Source organism: Pseudomonas protegens, assembly GCF_003732485.1.
Classification (GTDB): Bacteria; Pseudomonadota; Gammaproteobacteria; order Pseudomonadales; family Pseudomonadaceae; genus Aquipseudomonas; species Aquipseudomonas protegens_B.
Genome location: NZ_MOAK01000081.1, coordinates 16,445 through 34,264 on the forward strand (window position 1 = coordinate 16,445; position 17,820 = coordinate 34,264).

The following is a 17,820-nucleotide window of genomic DNA, read 5'->3' on the forward strand; positions in this document are numbered from 1 at the left end:
CCGGCGAGCAAGTGACCATCGCGTTGCTGGCCATGGCGTTGATCAAGCGCGGTATTCCGGCGGTGTCCTACACCGGCAACCAGGTGCGTATTCTTACCGATAGCGCTCACAACAAAGCGCGAATCCTGCAGATCGATGATCAGAAGATTCGTGGTGACCTGAAGGCTGGGCGTGTAGTTGTGGTTGCCGGTTTCCAGGGCGTTGACGAGCACGGCAATATCACCACGCTGGGTCGTGGCGGTTCCGACACTACCGGTGTGGCGCTGGCAGCGGCCCTGAAGGCTGACGAGTGCCAGATCTATACCGATGTAGATGGCGTCTATACCACTGATCCTCGTGTGGTACCCAAGGCTCAGCGCCTGGACAAGATCACCTTCGAAGAGATGCTGGAAATGGCCAGCCTCGGTTCCAAGGTGCTGCAGATCCGTGCGGTCGAGTTTGCTGGCAAGTACAACGTTCCGCTGCGCGTGTTGCACAGCTTTCAGGAGGGTCCGGGCACCCTCATTACTATTGATGAAGAGGAATCCATGGAACAGCCGATCATTTCCGGCATCGCTTTTAACCGCGATGAAGCCAAGCTGACTATCCGTGGCGTGCCAGACAATCCTGGCGTGGCCTTCAAGATTCTCGGCCCCATCAGTGCGGCGAACATTGAAGTCGACATGATCGTGCAGAACGTTTCGCACGATAACACCACCGACTTCACCTTTACCGTGCACCGCAATGACTACCTGGCGGCCCAGACTGTGCTGGAAAACACCGCACGTGAGATTGGCGCCCGTGAAGTGGTCGGTGACACCAATATTGCCAAGGTCTCGATCGTTGGTGTCGGCATGCGCTCCCACGCGGGTGTGGCCAGCCGTATGTTTGAAGCCCTGGCCAAGGAAAGCATCAACATCCAGATGATCTCCACGTCCGAAATCAAGGTTTCGGTAGTGATCGAAGAGAAGTACCTGGAGTTGGCAGTGCGTGCGTTGCACACCGCGTTCGAGCTTGACGCTCCAGCCCGTCAGGGCGAGTGATAGGTGTTTGAAAGGGGCGCGGTCTGACCGCGCCCTTTGTGTTTTTGATCGGCACGGGAGAAAACTGTTCTTTTGCCCGTGCTAGTCAATACTTAGGCGTGTAGGACTGCTGCCGACCAGGTTGTAGGCCGACACCCTTTTTTTTGCAGACTGTAGTCCCTGAAAATGTAATGCGTGAGGAGAAAGGTATGCTGATTCTGACTCGTCGGTGCGCAGAAAGCCTGATCATTGGTGATGGCGAGATCACTGTGACCGTGCTCGGCGTCAAAGGTAATCAAGTGCGTATTGGTGTCAACGCCCCCAAAGAAGTGGCAGTTCACCGTGAGGAAATTTACCTGCGGATAAAGAAAGAGAAGGACGAAGAACCAAGCCATTAATTTTTATCGTTTTTTTTGTTTGCAAACGGGGAGAAAGCTGGTTAATATACGCCCCGTGTTGCGGAGAGCTGGCCGAGTGGCCGAAGGCGCTCCCCTGCTAAGGGAGTACACCTCAAAAGGGTGTCGGGGGTTCGAATCCCCCGTTCTCCGCCATTATTTGCTTAGTACGTTGTAATCTGGCTTCTTCTGTAAGTTGTTGAAATTACTAGAAAAAGTGCTTTACAAAAAGATTTAACGGCCTATAATGCGCGGCAACAAATGCACTCGTAGCTCAGCTGGATAGAGTACTCGGCTACGAACCGAGCGGTCACAGGTTCGAATCCTGTCGAGTGCACCATTTAAGAGTTAGTTGCAGCAATGTAGTTAACTTGGCTTCAACCAGTTGTGGTCTGGTCTAAAAACACAAAATGCACTCGTAGCTCAGCTGGATAGAGTACTCGGCTACGAACCGAGCGGTCACAGGTTCGAATCCTGTCGAGTGCACCATACACCAGAAAGCCCGCATCGAAAGATGCGGGCTTTTTGCTTTCTGCGTTTATTTATTTGTCACTCTTCTTGCTCGTCCGGCTGGAACGGCTTTGGTCTTCGGAAGTCGAATGTCCTGTCTGTCGCCGAACTTTTTTCTCTCGGTGTGTGTTTTCTTTTTCTGCCGGGACGTCGCATTTTCATAGATTCGGACGCTACTCAGGTTTATGCCGCAAGCGCTTGTTCTTGCCGCGATTTTTTAGCGTTTAAAACTGCCAAGCGGTGTATCATTGCGCCCGTCAGCCCCGCCGGGGCTTGTGGAATACCTCCATGGACTTACCCAGTAGTTACTCAGTATCCCGTTTTCACAATCATGAACTGACTGATTGATCCTTCCGGCGTGCTCCTCTGCTGGGAGTGGAGTTCGCCTATGACCGAAGTAGAAGTAAAGAAAACGCAGGAAAGCCTGCAAGACCGCCTTGCTCAAGTCGTTGAGCTGCTGCAGCGCCAGCGGGTGGTTGAAGACCTGACGCACCGTCAGGAAGGTCACCATCACGATCGGGTCGAGAACCTGGTCCATCGGCAGAACCTCGTCGAGTTGCAGCGCAAGCTCGATGATCTGCACTCCGCTGACGTTGCCTACATCCTTGAAGCCTTGCCTCTGGAAGAACGCCTGACCGTCTGGCAGTTGGTCAAGGCCGAGCGTGACGGCGACATCCTCCTCGAAGTATCCGATTCCGTACGTGAAACCCTGATCGCCGACATGGACGATCACGAGCTCCTGGCTGCTGCCAAGGAGATGGACGCCGACGAACTTGCTGACCTGGCTCCCGAGCTGCCGCGAGACGTCGTCCATGAGCTGATGGAAGCCCTTGATGGTCAGCAGCGTGAGCGCGTTCGCTCCGCACTGTCTTATGACGAGGAGCAGGTCGGTGCGCTGATGGACTTTGAGATGGTGACGATTCGAGAGGACGTCAGTCTTGAAGTGGTTCTGCGCTACCTGCGCCGGCTCAAGGAGCTGCCCGGCCATACCGACAAGCTGTTTGTGGTGGATTACGACGGCGTGCTCAAGGGTGTGCTGCCGATCAAGCGTCTGTTGGTCAATGATCCGGACAAGCAGGTCGCGCAAGTCATGGCCAGCGATCCGGTGAGCTTTCATCCGGATGAGGATGCCTACGATGCGGCTCAGGCATTTGAGCGTTATGACTTGATTTCGGCCCCGGTGGTTGACAAGAACGACAAGCTGATCGGCCGTTTGACCATTGACGAAATGGTCGACCTGATCCGTGAGGAGAGCGAGACCGAAGTCCTCAATATGGCCGGTCTACGGGAGGAGGAGGATATCTTCGCCTCGGTCTGGAAGTCCCTGCGCAACCGTTGGGCCTGGCTGGCAATCAATTTGATCACGGCGTTCGTCGCATCCCGAGTGATTGGTCTGTTCGAAGGCTCTATCGAAAAACTGGTAGCCCTGGCGGCACTGATGCCGATTGTTGCAGGTATCGGCGGCAATTCGGGTAATCAGACCATCACCATGATTGTCCGGGCCATGGCCCTGGATCAGGTGAGTACCGGCAATACTTCTCGCCTGATGCGCAAAGAGCTGGCAGTAGCCTTGATCAATGGTCTGGTCTGGGGGGGGGTGATTGGCGTTGTCGCCTACCTGCTCTACGGGAGTTGGTCGTTGGGAGTGGTAATGACCGCGGCGATGACCCTGAACCTGCTATTGGCGGCCTTGATGGGGGTCTTGATCCCCATGACGCTGGCGCGCTTGGGGCGTGACCCGGCAATGGGTGCCAGCGTAATGATTACTGCCATGACCGATAGCGGTGGTTTCTTCATCTTTCTTGGTTTGGCGACGATTTTCCTGCTCTGAGCGAGTCTTGCACATCGGTTTATCAACGAAGCGCCTTTATGGCGCTTCGTTGCTTTTATCGCAGGCAAAAAAAAGCCAGCGACTAGGCTGGCTTGAGCTTTCAGGGTGAAATCAGTTGGCGTCTGCGGCCATTTCGGCGTCATGGGCGATCAGCGAAACCAAAGCGTTCTGCTGGCGATGTGAAAGTTGGCGGAAGCGTTGAAGCAGTTCGCGTTCATGCAAGGACAGCTCGGGGCTGTCCAGGCGCATGCTCAACTCTTCACCCAAGGCGCCTTCCTGAATAAGACTCTGTTCCAGGCGCGCGATGATTTCGGAGTTCATGCTGCGGTGATGATTGCGAGCCACCTCGGCAATGCGTTCACGCATCCCGTCGGGTAGACGTACGACGAACTTGTCAGCCGTACGGCTGGAATAAATTGCCTGTTTCAATGGGCGCATATATTTAACCGGTTAGTTCAGGGGAGCGGTTCTCGGAATTGGCCGCGGGCTGTCTTTTAGGACAAGCCTGATTGCCAAATGTTCAACCTGAATTGTTAAGAGGCCCGAATCATGCCTCAAAATTGCCAGATCATTGGCGTCAATTCTGTGACAAATATTGAACTGGATAAAGGCGTTATGCCAGCACCAATTATCAGAAATGCGGACTGGTTTGAAAAGATCGCCAGGCCCGCGTTGTTGGCCGCATTCTCCCATCCGGCGGGAGTGTCAGTGCGCTTGCGAAGGTGCATGCTGTGCGGGTGAGCGTGTAATCCCTACCTGTTAGAGGATAGTGGCAAATGGCCGATTTACTAGTTGTGCTGTCCGGAGCAACAACCCATGCCGGGTAGACTGATTTATCTGATGGGGCCTTCAGGGGCCGGCAAGGATAGCCTGATTGATGCGGCCAGGCAGCCTTTAAGTGCGTTGGGATGTGAGGTTGTAAGAAGGGTGATCACGCGCTCGGCCGAGGCGGTGGGCGAGGAGGCGCTGGGGGTCACTGTCGAGGAATTCGAGCGAGGGGTGGCCCAAGGCGACTTTGCCTTGTTTTGGCGAGCTAATGGCCTGGGTTATGGCATTCCCGCGCAAATTGATGTTTGGCTGGCGCAGGGGCGAAACGTTCTGGTCAACGGCTCTAGAGGTCACTTGCCTCAAGCACGGGAACGATATCCTGATTTGATTCCGATAGTTCTGATGGTCGATTCCGATGTATTGCGCCGTCGCCTGCTGCGTAGAGGCAGGGAAAGCCTGCCGGAGATAGAGCGTCGCCTGCAGCGCAACGAAAAGTTTGCCACTGCTGCCTGGCTGGATGAGGAGCAGGTTGTGTGCCTAGACAATTCGGCTGAGTTGACGACAACCCTGGAGTGTCTGCTGGCCATGCTGAGCGAGCAAGGGGTCAGCGCAATACCGGGTCGAACTTGATCCTGCGTCCAGCCAACAGCGCCAACAGGAATAGGCTGAACATTGAGCCGCAGATGATCAGTGCAGCATTACCCAAGGGAGCTTCAGGCAGCAGCAAGGCGGCGATAGCGCTGAGCAACGTCAGAATAAGCAGGCTTTTGGCTGCGGTGGACATAGGAGGCTCCTGAAGTCTTTGTCTTAAAAAATCCAGCGTTCGGTCGGCGTGGCGGCTGGTTGTGGCGGGGTCTTTTCCTGGGTGATCCGAGTCAAGTTGCGAGGCTCGATCTGGGTGTTCATGACCGCCAACTGCGGTGTCGGGTGTTGGTTGTAACCCGCACTGGACAGCCCGACAGGGTCAGCGCTGTCTACAGGTTGAAAGTGAAAGGCCACCAGTACGGCGATGGCGATCGCATTCAAGAGAAACAGGGCGCTGTTCATTGCGTCATCTCCGCAGTGTTTTATCCATTGATAAAGCAGGCTGCGTGCCAAGAGTTTAACTGTAGATAAACTCTTTAAAAACAATAAGTTGAGATGATTTCAGGAGTTCCGTGAATTGCATTTTGCAATGATGGCTTTTTGGGGTGATGCAATTTGCACGACGCGGCCCTGAGTAAACGCAACGCTCCTGGCGACTCGTGCAAAAAGCCCTATGGATAACATGACAAATGCGGCCTTGGCCGTTAACATGCACGCCGTCCTTTGCGTCGTGAAGTATCAGGCGTTTGCAGTTTTGTCTCAGTAGCTCAATTGGATAGAGCATCCCCCTCCTAAGGGGAAGGTTGGCAGTTCGAACCTGCCCTGGGACACCATATAAATCAAGGCTTGTAGCCAAGTTCGGCAATTTGCTTTACACCTTGTGGGTGCAGGGCGGGTGCGAGAAGTAGGTTGCAGAACCAAAAACCTCACACGCTGCAGAGTGGTGGGGTTTTTTTGTGCGTCCCGTTTCGGATACTGCAAGGAAAGCAAAATGGAAAAGCGCGGTAGAAATGAAGAGTGCTGGTGCGGCTCTGGCAAGAAATTCAAGAAATGTCACCTTGGTCGTGAGTCTGCGGAGCCTCATAAGCCTTGGGATGTCAGTGCAATCCACAGGAAGCATTTCTCGAAAAAGTTGTGCTCAGCACCGGACGCTTTCCATCAGCAATGCTCTGGTTCGATCGTCGCCGCCCATACAGTGCCCCGCTCTGGGAGCTTGAACCAGATTGCAGATGATGGGCACGTCCTTGCCTTCATTCCGACTCTCGAGGGACTAATCAAGCATAACGGCGCGTTAAAGCCTGAAAAGGTGGGCGTGCGTCGGGCTTCTACGTTTAGCGGGTTCTGTTCAACACATGATGACGGACTTTTTGCGCCGGTTGAAAAGGATCAATTTGTCGGAAGTCAGGAGCAATGCTTCCTTCTGGCCTACCGTGCTTACGCTCGAGAGATCTACACAAAACGTGCGGCAGCGGAGCAAGCTGAGCTCTACAAGGAGATGGATAGGGGGCGGACGCCAGATCAGCAGGCTGAAATTCAGGCATTTGCACATCTCCATGGCGCTGGGATTGATGCGGCTTTGCGCGACATTGGAATCCATAAGCCGCGCTTTGACAAATGCTTAACCAGTGAGGACTACTCTTCGGTTCGTTCCTACATTATCGAGCTTGAGGAGGCGCCCCCGGTAATGTGTAGTGGTACCTATGCACCGAACGTCGATTTTTGGGGGCGGCAGCTGCAGGATCTGGCCGATCTGGCACTAGTCCCCGAACTGATGAGCGTGACCTCATTCTTTGGTGGAGATAAGGGGCAGATAGTTTTTACATGGATGGCTGAGGATGACAGATGCTGCATGGCCCTGATCAAAAGCCTGGAGCAGATCAATGACCATGATCTGTCTTCAAAGCTGGTGGCCTATTTCTTCGACCATTTTGAAAACGTCTTCGCCTCACCATCATGGTGGAAGGGAATAGGGAAGCCTAATCAGGATGCCTTAATACAGCGAATGATCGGTGACATAGGAGTCGCATTCGGTATCGTGCCTGTGGTGAAGTCGCCCTTCATAATCACACCTTGGGCTATCTCGAGGCGGTATCGAGTCGGCTTCTAAACATTGGTATCACGGATGCGCAGTACGGTTGTAGTCGAGCAACTGGCGTGCCGCGCGGTAGCCCTAATGCCTAGCCCGGCTGCCAGCAGCTCCTTGACCCGCTTGTGCAGCTCCTCGTCGACCGGTCGGCCTTGGTACTTTCCTGCTGCCTTGGCCTTCTGAATGCCCTGGGCCTGGCGCTCGCGGCGCTGCTCGTAGTCCTTCCGGGCGATCGCCGCCATCATCTCCACTAGCATCGAGTTGATCGCGGCAAGCATCCGTCCGGTAAATTCGTCGCCTTGCGTGTCACGCATACCTTGATGGCTGGTGGGCAGATCGAGCGCAACGATGCGCAGGCCTTTGGCGTCGATCGCACCCTTTAGCTTGGCCCAGTCATCCGCGGGGAGGCGGGAAAGGCGGTCGATGGATTCGACCAGGAGCACATCCCCCTTGCGGGCATCCTTCAGCAGGCGGAGCAGCTCCGGTCGATCAGCGGCAGCACCACTGGCGTTCTCCAGGTACTCGCAGGCGATGACCTTATTGTGATCGCTGGCGAACTTTTCCAGGGACGCCCGTGCGCGGCCGGCGTCTTGCTCGTCAGTGGATGCTCGAAGGTAGGCGCGGATGAACATAGTGCAACCTGTATCAGTTAGGGTGTTGTCCTAATACTGTTGCACTTTGGGTGTTACCTTTCAAGCGAAAAGGCTGATAAAGGCTCAATTTGCCCGTATCAGCCTAGGCATACTCAAAGGGAGAGGTAAAAGCGTTAGCATTCACATGATCTTTGAATTTCAGATGCTTGCCTCTCATATTTGACTTGAAACTAGGAGCCTCATTATGGAAACGCCTGAGCAATTGCCCGAGCCGGATCACTTGGCCGAGTGGAACAGGCTGAACATTCAAAATGCGGAAAATGGAATGGTCTCAGTGATTTTTGAGAACATTATTGAATCAACGCGTTTTTTAGATACCTACTCCACCTGGCTCACGGTCGGCACGGGGGCGGCGGTCGCGCTTCTTTTAACAAACGTTGGGACGATTCTTCCCTATTTGACTGCAGCGGGCTTCAAACTCAGTGGGGTTCTGCTGATTTTATCGTTGCTTTTTGGAGTTTTATCCAAGTTCTTCGCAATTCAATGCCAGGTTGCAGACGCACAAAGTGAATCGAAGACGAATAGATTCGGAAATGTTTTGAAGCCGTTCTATGAGCAGGTAGAAAAAATAGAAGAGGCGGCCACGGTACAGGGGCGGCAGCTAGTAACCGAACTAAATATGGAGAGGGTCTTAACCACCGTTTTCAAACCATTTCCAAAGCTGATGCGTTGGTTTTTTCTCAAGAGAATGATTAAAGGTTCATCGAATCCACACGTCGGTTATTTGATTCCACTCCGTTTTTTCAGGTATCAGTGCACATCGATGCTATTTCAGCTTGTTTTTCTGTTTGCAGGCGCAGGGGTAGCGTTCCTTCATGCCCAGGCTTCGTAAGGGCAGTTACCACGCCATCGCGTTTAGATTTCGACACGGAGACAGGTCAAAGGGAGGTTGGACGAATGTCGAGGCCGACATTTGTGTCACCACCGATTCGGAAACGCTTCGTTTGTCCTGTTTTTAGAATGGTGGCTTGTTCCTTGATCACTCCTGACCAGCTACACGTCCCCGACCCTCGCTCATCAGAGCCCAGCCCCACCAGATGTTCGCCAGGTGCTACGTAAAGATTGACCACTTCGCCTGTATCGATTCGGGCGACGGCACGACCGTTGATGTGAACGGCTACGAAGCACCCGCCACCGACGAAGCCGGTGTCGCGTGCGATCTGAATGGTCGAGTAAGGATCTGCAGGTTTTTTTCCGAAAGCCAGTATCCTGTCATTAGGAACAGGTCTGGCCTGATCGAACGGAACTGGTGTGGTTGAGCACCCGCTTAAAAGGGCCAACAAGATGGCAGCAGTGGTAACTTTCAGCATGAGAGTTCCTTTCCATGAGGCGGGCACTTTAGCACCGCCCCATGGCTCCCTACATCTGGTCTTCGGCGTAAATGGCAGCACTGATGATCGCGCCGCCTACACGGCGCTTGCCGTAGCAGAGCGGGACCGGGTTGCCAGAAGCGGTGGTGTTCTTGGCGCTGCCGAATGCGTAGCCGGGGGTGTTTTCTGGCGCGGCGCTGGTTTTTAGGCCGCTAGCCTGGGGGCTGAGCATTTGGATTACACCACCCAGGGCGAGGGATGCGCCCATCATCATCATCCCTGACGTAAACGGCGTGGCCGTTCCCCCAGATGCGTATGTAAGCACCGCGCCGACGGCAAGCAGTACGACCCCGACGACAGTTTGAAGAATGCCTCCTCGCTTACTCCCGACGATAACGGGCGAGATTATGATGTCGCCAGTGCCCTGGTATCCCAGCTCCTTTGCACCGATGTTTTTCTTACCGCGAAACACGGCAAACTCCAGACCGCGCGACTTAGCATTAGAGATAAAGCGCTCGAGGCCAGGAATTTGCACGCATAGTGCCTTGATGGCTTCGGCAGGCGAGCGAACGGCCAGGTGGTAGACCTTTCCGAACTGCCGGAGCTGGCCATAGAGCTTAATTGCGGTTAGTGGGTTGTAGCGGGCTGCTGTAGCGGCCATGGGGCCTCCTATGGATTGGTGGTAGGGGCTGGAAGCCCAAGGCGAACGGCGAGCACTGCACGCGACATATGCGCCTGGTCGATAGTCAGTTGCTCCTGGCGCGGGTCGTAGTTCCACACCCGGCTGCAGATCGTCTCTCCGGCCCGTGCGCCGCGGAACGTCCCGCGCAGAAGATCAGCGGAAACCCGCGCCTCGACCTCGGTGAAAAAAGGACCGTCAATGGTCACCCTCTGGCCGTCGCGGACGTGCTGGACATCCCACACCAGATAGCCAGCGTCAGGCCCCTGTTTCAGTGGGTACGACGCAAAGTGGTTTGTCTGGCATGCCTCGATGAAGCGGTCTTGTAAGGTGTTCAAGTTTGTACTTCTCGCTAGGCTGCTTCGGAGTTGTCTTTATCAGCCTCGCCGGGCTTCTCCTCCTCTTTTGGCACGATAGGATCAGGCTTCTTGTTTTGAGAGCGAGAGGGAAGGTTGCCGAGCCAATCGCGCAGCAGCTCAGAGCCGTCGCAACCCTGGCGCCACTTCTCAAATCGCAGCTTGTAACCATTGGTGTTATCCACCATTCCGCACAGTCCTATGCATGCCTGGGCCGTGGTGGTCATTACGTCGTCGTACAGCTTCAACATTTGGCGCAGGGCTTCCAGATCTTCGGCACGAGAAGCGGCGATGCCCGCTCGCTCCAGGGTGCTGGCCGACTCTGAGCTGAGCCCGGAGAGCATTGGGTGCGCACGGAGAATCGCCTCGACAATTTCTGGGTGAGCTCCCTGGCGAGACGCCGCCACCAAAGAGCGTCGTTCCTCCGGAAGCAAACCGCGGACCATCGTGCGTAGCTCCTGGTCAGCCAGGAAGCCAACGACATCCGTATTACTGCGTGGGGAAACAGGTGCGAATCCGCGCTTCACAGTCTCTGAAAGGGTGAGCATATTCTGAGTAACTGACTTGATCGCCGGCACTAGCGCCTCAGTAACCTGATCAATTTTTTCCTTGCTCAGGCGCTCGATGGCAGAGGGGTTGTAGTCCGTATTCGCACGAATCTTCACGATGTCATTTCCAACATCCTTGAAGCATTCCAAAGCCAGGGTTTGCAGCTCGCGGAGCGGACGGAAAAGGGAGCCAGCCTGCCAGGTAGCTTTGGCCCCGCTTTGGTTGAGAATCGAGAAGGTGCGCGACTCCACGGAGATATGGTCGTACTCGGTGTAGTGGACGCTGGCTGAGCCGACCTTGAGATTGTTGCGCTTTCCAATTTTCATGATGATTCCTTCAGGTGGCGGCCGGGCTCGGCCGCGGTTGAGGACTGGTATTCGTCCAGAATGTCTTGCAGTGTTTGATTTCTTTGGGATAACTCGGAGCCGGCGGCATTCGCGCTCAATTCGTCCATCAGATCGCTTATTTGCTTCACGTCCTCGTTGAAGGGGCTTTTAGCGGCCTGCCGGCGGAGTCTTTCGACCTGGCTACGGATGTTCATTGCGTGCTTCAACAATCAGGCGGTATTGCTCGGCGGCGTGTTGTTCAACCGTTATGCCTTCAGGTGGCCAAGTGACGATCCAGGCTCCCTCAACGGGAGATACCCGCATTTCCAGAATGCCGACCTGAGGGTTCCGGCCGGCGCGTTCAACCTGGCGTGTGTAGACAATGATGGCCTTGGCCATTTGCTCGCACTGGTCGCTATCCATCTCTGCGAAGGGGAAGAACAGGGAGACATTCCGCCCTTGAATCCGGTAGTCCACGTGATGCCCTGCGGTTTTCGGAAAGTCTGCTTCTGTCTTCAGCTCGCTAACGTTTGCTCGAATGACCGCCAGCACGATCAGCACCACCGTCTCATCTGCTGCGCCGATCTTCTGAGCGATGCGCTGCAGTTCCGCTTTCAATGACTTGATGCTCATTGCTGCATTCCCTCCATTTTTTCGCGGAGTTCTTCGACTGCCTTTTGCAGCTCGGCAACTTCGATCACTCGTGCGACGGCACCTAACCCCTCGATCAGGGCTTTGCCCTGGTCTGGTGGAAGCTCGCCCGCCGCAACAGCGCGAAGGATCGATTTGGCTGCGCTAGGCAGGTCGGAATCGTCCAGCTCAAAGCGCACCGTCTCGGCAGTTGGTTTGATTGGTGGGACCAGGCGCTCGAGGATCAGGCGACAAGCCTGCATATCTCCCTTCTTAGCTGCTGTCAGTACCTTCTTGGTTACAGCCTCGGCCCCTTCAGAAAGCTTTGCCCGGATGGCCTGAGTCTGCCCAGAGCGCCCACCAGGGTTGCCGGAGTGGCCCTTCTTGAACTGGCCTTTGTCTGCCCGCTCCACTGGCGGTTTATCCGGCGCGTGCAAGTCCTGCCCCCATCGTGATTGCGGGTTTGTTTTCTGCCAGGGCAATCAGTAAAGCGTTCGCCTCGACATTGCCCTGTTGTGCGGCTGTGCGAAGGCGTGCCCAGGCTGCGGAGATCTCTGCCTTAGTTGGCTTCGATTGCGGGCCGCGTGGCTTGGCTGTGGTGGTCATGGTTGGTCCTCGGTAGAGCCCATTTGAGGACACATTAGGTCTGATATGAACGTTTATCCAGTGCTTTTAGGGTGCACCTTAGGTGCTACACATAACCGGATTAAACGGGACTGAAATAGGCGGGTTACAGCGGATCAAGAGGGGGATTTTTGTTGCAGTAAGTCGATGGTAGGCAAAGTGATACAGGGCTGAGTTTTCAGCTCAGTGGAGATGGAGCAATACCGCGGTTGGCGGAAGCATCCCGCCACCCCGTTTCGAGGGAGTGACTTGTCTGAATCTATCCCTCACCTGGATATGGACCTACCGGGGAGATGTGAGCAAAGCTGCTCGTATCTAATCACTAGTGACCTGACCTCCCATTTCGGTAGTGTCGCGCCACGTTTTGCAAATGCCGAAAACGTGGCGCGCAGTTTCTTGAATCATCCTACGATGGATACATCCTCCGTTGGGGGAGTTGAGCGATCCAACCCCCATTGGGGGCTGGATCTGCCATCCCGCTCGGGCAGGTGTCGCGTACTGATGGCTGGCCTCTAGTGTTGAGAGGGGCAGGTTTACACCGACAGTGGAAACCTCCCCTCAAGCTGCGTGCTCCACCAGCGGTGGAATATCTCGAATTTGAGGGCTTTCGAACCACAGAGAAATCCTCGGCGGTTCGCGGCCGGAGCAAAGTGACGGAATCCCGCTTTGGTTTGATCTCACTCCAATTCTGCTCCAGGGCAGAATTGGGTGGGTTGGCGTGATCTAAAGGTGATTCAGGATCACATTTACTTGAAGGCGTTGCTGTCATCACGACACCTGTTCTGGCCTGCTGTCAGGAAGAGCGGAGGCCAAGTAGACCAGACGGTCCGAGTCGGCTCATTTGGTCTGTCTCGACGGCGAGGCAGCGGCTCCATCTTGTGCCTTGCGGCAAAGGTATGGCGATGTTGACCACCCCCTGTGTTGCTTTCCGCACTCAGTGAGACCAAAACGTCTCACTGATAAGTACGTAGTACTAGGAGGTGGGCATGACCCTCAGTGACTTGATGACAACCCATTTGTTACAGCAAACGATTACACACGGCAGCACTTTCTGAATTTCTTACCACTGCCACAGGGGCACTTCACGTTTTTTCCAGGTTTTTTTACTTTGCGGTTAAATATCGTGTCGTAGTTTATAGATGGGTTTTTGGTTAGATATTGCGGCTTCGCTAATGTCTTTGTTGCCTGATCCATTTCGTCAGAGCGTTCCCAGTTATAAGATAGACTGAGGCCGAGCTTGATTCGTTGGTTTTTTGGAGATACACATATCCCAAACCAAGATTGTGCTTTTTGTTCGTATTTTCTAAGAGTGCAGTATCTTTGAAGAGAGGTGCCTGCTTCATATATATCATAATCGTTGCAATGAATAGTCAGGCCCGTTGAGCTGTCTTTGATGCCTAAAGTTAAGTTGTGTGGCTTTCCGTCTTCGTGGAAGCGTTTCGTTAGTCTTGAAACTCCGTCATTTATTTGTTCGATCGTTTCACCGCTAATTGCGAGTAGCATAAAACCCAAGTCTATAGTGTCGGGGATTGCCAGTGTTTCTATGTCTTGTACTAAGTTGTCAAAAAAAGTTCCTTTGTATTTGGTAAGAATTCCTTCTGGCGTTTTTGCTCCGGGGACGCCCTCACGCCTGGCGAGCATTGCGAGATCAAGATCTGCACAGATGTCGTCCTCTAGATGCATCATGGTGTAGTCAGTCTCAAGCCATAAGTTACGCTTGAGATGATAAGAGAGCGTGGTTAGTTCGTGGTTGACTAGTATTTTATCGGAGTAATGGGAGCGCTTATTTATATAACTTAAAAAGTGCAGAGGTGTGTGTAGCATTTCTGTCATTACATCAAGCAGGAAAACGTCCATTATGAGTGGAGGTTTGATGATTTCAGTTTCGCTGTGGCTCAAAAATTGTCGTGATTGAAAGCTGAGCGCAGGATAGTGTTCTGAAACTACACAAAATGGATATATTTCTTTTATTTTTCGAGAGATTTTTAATTCGTTTTTTTCGCTATCCACGAGAGTATAGGTCTCGTCCAATAAAAAGCTTGCACATAAGAATGCTTGGTCATTGGCGTCCTGGATCGCTTTCTTAAAGTCATCACGCAGAAGGTTGCTGTTTCCCTTTCGAGCGGCAATCGTCAGTTTTTTCGACTTGGCTTGGAGAACTATTGCTCTATCGGCATAGGTCACAAGAACGTCGATTTCGCCGACTCTCTCTTTTTTGCTTTTGTAGATATCTATATTTGTATGTACGTTGCTTTCGCCAAAAACTAATCTTAGCCGTTCTGTAGAGAAGTTTTCTGTAAAGTCGCCACGGTGTTCCCTTGCGATATTTTTATATGAGTCATCCCCATTCAGCCAGAAGAAAGGCGTTTCGTATAAAGCCTCGTTCAGACTGTAGTTTTGAAATATTATGTAATCATCGTCTTTTACTTTGATTATTGGAAAGGCATTTGAAGCATTGAAGTCATCCAAGGCTAAAAATTCTTTCATTAGAACAGGAGGCAGTGAAAAAGCTTCTAAAAATGCGCGGGTTGTGTCGATGTCAACTAATGAGTTTTCAGAGATTTCCTGTGTTGTTAACTTGAATGCTGGCAGAAAGGACCACTCATTAGGATGCAATCTTTTAAAGTTGTCTAAGATGTTGGCGAGTTTTTCATTCTGGAGTGTGCCTATTGATTTTACTAATAAGCTTGCTTGGTCAATGGAGAATTTCTTATTTTCTACAAACCATTTGTTGTCATCTTTATATTTCGTGTTAAATAAATCTCTATATTGAAAGTTATAAGCCGCCTCCCCTCCATAAAATATTGACTCTCTTATGGCGGCACCACTTTCAAATGGGTTTGTCTGCCCCCCCGATTCAAGTCCTTTTTTGAAATCCTCCATCACAGGTACTAACATTGATTGATGTATTTCTTCAAGTAACTCTTCAGTTTTGTCGGCGTAATGTTGAAGCGTTTTGGGGTGGGGGTGAGATGTGTCCAATTCATTTTTCAACGCCAGCCCAATCACAGTCGAAATTTCAGTGCGAACGAGGCGTGTTTTATTGAATTGCTGAAGAACATTTTCTACAGACATCTCCTCAGCATATTTAATTGTGTTGTCTCGAAAGCAAAAATATGCGATCGCGTGGATGTAACCAGGTGAGGCACATAGTATTTCAAGCTCTCGAAAAATTTCGTTCTCACTACGTGGTGCTTCCATGCGTAACTCCTTAAAGTTTTGTGAGGCGAATTGCCTCTGGTTTTATGAGTGGAAGTGGATAGATAACCTCTTTTGCTGTGTAGCGATCCGATATCCCCGCAAGTGATGGCAGATTAGCTCAACGCAAGCCTTAGCTCTATGGGCGTGCGGGAGGTGTGGCCCAAGTCTAGGGCTGCAATTATTTTGAATTTCTCTATTGCGGTACTAGTCACGAAGCGCTATCTTGAAATCGCCGTAACTAGTAACAGGGATGCAAGATGACAGACGAAGCCAAACCTCCTCGCTCAGCAGCAGCCAGGCAGCGGGATTACAAAGAACGCCAGCGGGCGGCCGGGTACAAGCTCACAGCCATCTGGATTCACACAGAGACGGAGCGGGAGGGCAAGCAGGCAGCACGCGACGGGAAGCCACTCAAGCCGATGGAGTCGAAAGACCCCCTGAGCTGGGCGGCAGGCTGGATCAGCGAGAAGGGCAAGCAGTAACCGGCGGAATGTTTCGCCGATTGATCGGCTGAGAATTTAGCCGATTAGGTTGATGGTCCAGATTTGGGCCATTTCAGAAGAGGTGCCAAGCCGCTGCGTCAACAGCGGCCTGGCGATCACACGACGCAACTTAAAGGGACACGTCATGCAATTTAAACAGAATACCATCCAAATTTTGGACGCGCACGGCCACGTCATCACCACCATGATGCTGCCGGTCAACATCAAACTGACCGAGCTTGCACCGCTGAAGATCCTGGGTGACATCAGCGTCAAGGTGTTGCCTTGCTCCACTCTCTTTGCCGGAATCGGCGCAGGGGGTGTGCAATGAAACTGCAGACCCACGCCAATGTGGCCAGCGACGCTATCGACTTGATCCACTCAACCCGCGAGCACGTGACCTGGCTTACTGCGCTGCTCAATGCGGTACGTGCGGATGTCATTCACGGCAAGGGGCACAACGTCAAAGCCCTGACCGGCCTGGGCCAGTACATCGGAGACGACTGGGCCAATTACCTCGACTGCCAGACCACAGAGCTGCAAGAGAAGCTCGACTCGTTGGAGGTGGACCAATGAGCCCGGCGATCCAGACCCGAGAGGACATGAGCTTCACCAGGCGGGACGACCAGGGGCGCCTTATCAATTGGCCGCGGAACAACCCCGGCGCGGCTGAGGACTGGCGAAAGGGGGCTGCATTCTTTGACTGCGAGGTTTGCGAGCTGGCGAGTCATGATGAAACTGAGGCATTTGACGCCATCCGGTTCGCGCTACTCGGTATGGGCGGCTGGTATACGAATCTTGAGGTCGGATTCGTTGATCGTGTTGCACGAGCCGCGGTGATGGGGCTGCGAGGTCTACGGGGCGGTACCGAGCAGTTCGAGCCCGCAGATCGGGACTGACAAACTTCGAAGCTTTGCAATGTGGAGGGCACTACCCTGCAACGGGGTGGTGCCCTTTTCTCATCTGTTGGCTGTAGGCGCTTTCTCGGCCAGGTAGATCAGATCCTTTCTGACTTCCTCGGCACAAGGTCTGCACATACCAATCAGCGTCCAAGGTAGGTAGTCGAGGACAAGGAAAGTGAAGCCTCCAGTGCGCTTACATTTCCCTGCATAACCATGAGTGCAGCAGGCCTGCTTGTAGGTCTTTGGTCCCATCTTATTAACCCCTGGTGGTGGTAATTTAATAAGGGTGGGATTTTTTCCGTTTTGACACCCCTCTGGAGGCCCCGGTTTTATTGAAAGGTACTGGGAAAAAATCCCAGTACTACAACAGTTCGTCAAAACAACCGGACGCAACCGGACAATGAGCGCTTGATGACTGGGAAAAATTCCCAGTACTAGGCGGAAAAATTCCCACCGAAAAACTCGAAATTAAACGAACCTAAACCGTGGTGGTCCGGGTGAAATTTCAAGGTCCTTACCCGGGCATTCGTCAATTGCCGCCCAGGTGATTGCATACAGCGCGCAACGTGCCATTCCCTGTTCCCTGCCTCCCTTGCGGCTCTCCCTGGTGCGGATGATCAGGCCCGCATCCATCAGTTCGGCAAGCGCCGAGGCAAGAGTCTTGGCGTCCATAGGCCTGCCCTTGGCCATCATTGAGGCTGTACAGGACAGGTCGCCGTTGTTGCGGCCGTTGTAGTTCCTGGCCAGCTTGATCAGCACGGTTACTGCCTTGGTCGATAGGTTGTCGAAGGCGTCACTGATCAGCAGTCGATAGGGCAGGGCCAGCACTCGACCGCCGCCAAAGTCGACCTTGTATTTTGTCTTTCTGGCCATTCAGCGGCTCACAGGCAAGTGCGGGGGGTGTCCTCAAGACTGAGGACACCCCCCGCTTC

The 17,820-nt window shown here is 53.3% G+C and carries 24 protein-coding genes and 4 tRNA genes; 14 read left to right on the plus strand and 14 right to left on the minus strand.

Features of this window, described 5'->3' with window-relative positions:
- From BLX41_RS23840 to mgtE, 6 genes are all read left to right on the plus strand, one after another.
- Window positions 1-1,022, plus strand: a 1,022-nt coding sequence (locus BLX41_RS23840; RefSeq protein WP_259745123.1) for an aspartate kinase, incomplete at its 5' end; no start/stop codon positions are given.
- Window positions 1,023-1,210: 188 nt separating this feature from the next.
- A complete protein-coding gene (csrA, locus tag BLX41_RS23845) occupies window positions 1,211-1,399 on the plus strand; it encodes a carbon storage regulator CsrA (RefSeq protein WP_002554426.1) in 189 nt (62 codons plus the stop codon).
- 62 nt (window positions 1,400-1,461) lie between these two features.
- Window positions 1,462-1,552: transfer RNA gene (locus BLX41_RS23850), tRNA-Ser, on the plus strand.
- 107 nt (window positions 1,553-1,659) lie between these two features.
- A tRNA-Arg gene (locus BLX41_RS23855) sits at window positions 1,660-1,736 on the plus strand.
- Between the two features lie 72 nt (window positions 1,737-1,808).
- A tRNA-Arg gene (locus BLX41_RS23860) sits at window positions 1,809-1,885 on the plus strand.
- A gap of 409 nt (window positions 1,886-2,294) precedes the next feature.
- Window positions 2,295-3,737 (plus strand): magnesium transporter, encoded by a 1,443-nt coding sequence (gene mgtE / locus BLX41_RS23865; RefSeq protein ID WP_123726864.1) that lies wholly within the window; start codon window positions 2,295-2,297, stop codon window positions 3,735-3,737.
- A gap of 111 nt (window positions 3,738-3,848) precedes the next feature.
- On the opposite strand, the gene BLX41_RS23870 is transcribed toward mgtE, so the two are convergent.
- Entirely contained in the window at window positions 3,849-4,175 is a 327-nt protein-coding gene (locus tag BLX41_RS23870; protein WP_016968184.1) for an Arc family DNA-binding protein, read from the minus strand.
- Window positions 4,176-4,553: 378 nt separating this feature from the next.
- Here BLX41_RS23870 and phnN point away from each other — a divergent pair, with 378 nt between their 5' ends.
- Window positions 4,554-5,135: a phosphonate metabolism protein/1,5-bisphosphokinase (PRPP-forming) PhnN gene (phnN, locus tag BLX41_RS23880; RefSeq protein ID WP_123726866.1), complete on the plus strand. Its 582-nt coding sequence runs from the start codon at window positions 4,554-4,556 to the stop codon at window positions 5,133-5,135.
- Here phnN and BLX41_RS23885 read toward each other — a convergent pair.
- Together BLX41_RS23885 and BLX41_RS23890 are read right to left on the minus strand one after the other, a co-directional pair.
- On the minus strand, window positions 5,110-5,289 hold the full coding sequence (locus tag BLX41_RS23885) for a PA3371 family protein (protein ID WP_123726867.1): 180 nt from the start codon (window positions 5,287-5,289) through the stop codon (window positions 5,110-5,112). The genes phnN and BLX41_RS23885 overlap by 26 nt on opposite strands.
- Window positions 5,290-5,312: 23 nt before the next feature.
- Complete coding sequence (locus BLX41_RS23890; RefSeq protein ID WP_123726868.1) at window positions 5,313-5,552, minus strand: hypothetical protein; 240 nt, start codon at window positions 5,550-5,552, stop codon at window positions 5,313-5,315.
- 294 nt (window positions 5,553-5,846) lie between these two features.
- Between BLX41_RS23890 and BLX41_RS23895 the strand changes: the two genes are divergently transcribed.
- A tRNA-Arg gene (locus tag BLX41_RS23895) sits at window positions 5,847-5,923 on the plus strand.
- 158 nt (window positions 5,924-6,081) lie between these two features.
- Window positions 6,082-7,197: an SEC-C domain-containing protein gene (locus BLX41_RS23900; protein ID WP_123726869.1), complete on the plus strand. Its 1,116-nt coding sequence runs from the start codon at window positions 6,082-6,084 to the stop codon at window positions 7,195-7,197.
- Here the strand turns inward: BLX41_RS23900 and BLX41_RS23905 are convergent.
- A complete protein-coding gene (locus BLX41_RS23905) occupies window positions 7,194-7,808 on the minus strand; it encodes a recombinase family protein (protein WP_123726870.1) in 615 nt (204 codons plus the stop codon). The two genes, BLX41_RS23900 and BLX41_RS23905, sit on opposite strands and share 4 nt — an antisense overlap.
- A 205-nt stretch (window positions 7,809-8,013) precedes the next feature.
- Between BLX41_RS23905 and BLX41_RS23910 the strand changes: the two genes are divergently transcribed.
- Window positions 8,014-8,661: a hypothetical protein gene (locus BLX41_RS23910; RefSeq protein WP_123726871.1), complete on the plus strand. Its 648-nt coding sequence runs from the start codon at window positions 8,014-8,016 to the stop codon at window positions 8,659-8,661.
- A 46-nt stretch (window positions 8,662-8,707) separates the two neighbouring features.
- Here the strand turns inward: BLX41_RS23910 and BLX41_RS23915 are convergent, their stop codons facing one another.
- From BLX41_RS23915 to BLX41_RS23955, 9 genes are all read right to left on the minus strand, one after another.
- Window positions 8,708-9,139: a hypothetical protein gene (locus BLX41_RS23915; protein WP_123726872.1), complete on the minus strand. Its 432-nt coding sequence runs from the start codon at window positions 9,137-9,139 to the stop codon at window positions 8,708-8,710.
- 49 nt (window positions 9,140-9,188) lie between these two features.
- Entirely contained in the window at window positions 9,189-9,800 is a 612-nt protein-coding gene (locus BLX41_RS23920) for a tail assembly protein (RefSeq protein ID WP_123726873.1), read from the minus strand.
- A gap of 8 nt (window positions 9,801-9,808) precedes the next feature.
- Window positions 9,809-10,156 (minus strand): hypothetical protein, encoded by a 348-nt coding sequence (locus BLX41_RS23925; RefSeq protein WP_123726874.1) that lies wholly within the window; start codon window positions 10,154-10,156, stop codon window positions 9,809-9,811.
- A gap of 14 nt (window positions 10,157-10,170) precedes the next feature.
- Window positions 10,171-11,049 (minus strand): hypothetical protein, encoded by an 879-nt coding sequence (locus BLX41_RS23930; protein ID WP_259745125.1) that lies wholly within the window; start codon window positions 11,047-11,049, stop codon window positions 10,171-10,173.
- Window positions 11,046-11,264 (minus strand): hypothetical protein, encoded by a 219-nt coding sequence (locus BLX41_RS23935; RefSeq protein WP_123726875.1) that lies wholly within the window; start codon window positions 11,262-11,264, stop codon window positions 11,046-11,048. Before BLX41_RS23935 ends, BLX41_RS23930 begins: the two co-directional genes overlap by 4 nt.
- On the minus strand, window positions 11,251-11,682 hold the full coding sequence (locus BLX41_RS23940) for a hypothetical protein (RefSeq protein ID WP_123726876.1): 432 nt from the start codon (window positions 11,680-11,682) through the stop codon (window positions 11,251-11,253). The genes BLX41_RS23935 and BLX41_RS23940 overlap by 14 nt, the downstream gene beginning before the upstream one ends.
- Entirely contained in the window at window positions 11,679-12,116 is a 438-nt protein-coding gene (locus BLX41_RS23945) for a DUF5681 domain-containing protein (protein WP_259745126.1), read from the minus strand. The genes BLX41_RS23940 and BLX41_RS23945 overlap by 4 nt, the downstream gene beginning before the upstream one ends.
- A complete protein-coding gene (locus BLX41_RS23950; protein WP_123726878.1) occupies window positions 12,100-12,285 on the minus strand; it encodes a hypothetical protein in 186 nt (61 codons plus the stop codon). The genes BLX41_RS23945 and BLX41_RS23950 overlap by 17 nt, the downstream gene beginning before the upstream one ends.
- 1,050 nt (window positions 12,286-13,335) lie before the next feature.
- On the minus strand, window positions 13,336-15,504 hold the full coding sequence (locus tag BLX41_RS23955; RefSeq protein WP_123726879.1) for a YecA/YgfB family protein: 2,169 nt from the start codon (window positions 15,502-15,504) through the stop codon (window positions 13,336-13,338).
- Between the two features lie 257 nt (window positions 15,505-15,761).
- Between BLX41_RS23955 and BLX41_RS23960 the strand changes: the two genes are divergently transcribed.
- The 4 genes from BLX41_RS23960 (at window position 15,762) to BLX41_RS23975 (ending at window position 16,885) form a co-directional block, all read left to right on the plus strand.
- Entirely contained in the window at window positions 15,762-15,986 is a 225-nt protein-coding gene (locus BLX41_RS23960) for a hypothetical protein (protein ID WP_123726880.1), read from the plus strand.
- 145 nt (window positions 15,987-16,131) lie between these two features.
- On the plus strand, window positions 16,132-16,317 hold the full coding sequence (locus BLX41_RS23965) for a hypothetical protein (RefSeq protein ID WP_123726881.1): 186 nt from the start codon (window positions 16,132-16,134) through the stop codon (window positions 16,315-16,317).
- Window positions 16,314-16,562, plus strand: coding sequence for a hypothetical protein (locus BLX41_RS23970; RefSeq protein WP_123726882.1), 249 nt, complete (start codon window positions 16,314-16,316; stop codon window positions 16,560-16,562). Before BLX41_RS23965 ends, BLX41_RS23970 begins: the two co-directional genes overlap by 4 nt.
- The gene (locus tag BLX41_RS23975; RefSeq protein ID WP_123726883.1) at window positions 16,559-16,885 is read left to right on the plus strand and encodes a hypothetical protein; all 327 of its coding nucleotides are present in this window, start codon (window positions 16,559-16,561) and stop codon (window positions 16,883-16,885) included. Before BLX41_RS23970 ends, BLX41_RS23975 begins: the two co-directional genes overlap by 4 nt.
- A gap of 471 nt (window positions 16,886-17,356) precedes the next feature.
- Here the strand turns inward: BLX41_RS23975 and BLX41_RS23980 are convergent, their stop codons facing one another.
- Window positions 17,357-17,761 carry a hypothetical protein gene (locus tag BLX41_RS23980; RefSeq protein ID WP_123726884.1) on the minus strand — a complete coding sequence of 135 codons (405 nt, stop codon included), beginning with the start codon at window positions 17,759-17,761 and terminating at the stop codon, window positions 17,357-17,359.
- Between the last annotated feature and the right edge of the window lie 59 nt (window positions 17,762-17,820).